This is a genomic window from Paracoccus sp. S4493 (assembly GCF_000967735.1).
Taxonomy (GTDB): Bacteria; Pseudomonadota; Alphaproteobacteria; order Rhodobacterales; family Rhodobacteraceae; genus Paracoccus; species Paracoccus marcusii.
Genome location: NZ_JXYF01000543.1, coordinates 1 through 391 on the forward strand (window position 1 = coordinate 1; position 391 = coordinate 391).

The window sequence follows — 391 nt, forward strand, 5'->3', positions numbered from 1 at the left end:
GACCATCGGCGTGGCCCTGGTCACCGAGGAGGCCCTGGTCGCCGCGGATGAGGGACTGCTGCAGCAGGCCCTGGCCGATCAGCCGTCCTGGTCGGACGTTCCCTTCATCGTTCTGGCGAACGGGACGTCGCGGCATCGATCGGACCGGGCCAAGGCCCGCATCGACGCGCTGCAGAACGGGGTGGTGCTGTCGCGACCGCTGCACGCGGAGGAACTGGTGCGCGCGGTCCGCTCTGCCCTCAAGGCCCGCGCGCGGCAGTACGAGGCGCGCGACCGCATGCACGAGCTGCAGACCCGCGAGGCGCAGCTGCACGACAGCGAGGCCAAGTTCCACGCCATCGCCGATTCCGTCGACCAGATGATCTGGTCGACCCGCCCGGACGGCTTTCAC

General features: G+C 70.3%; 1 pseudogene. It reads left to right on the forward strand.

The window, feature by feature from the left end:
- A pseudogene (locus tag TW83_RS21670) lies at positions 1 to 391 on the forward strand (diguanylate cyclase); the annotation flags it as partial.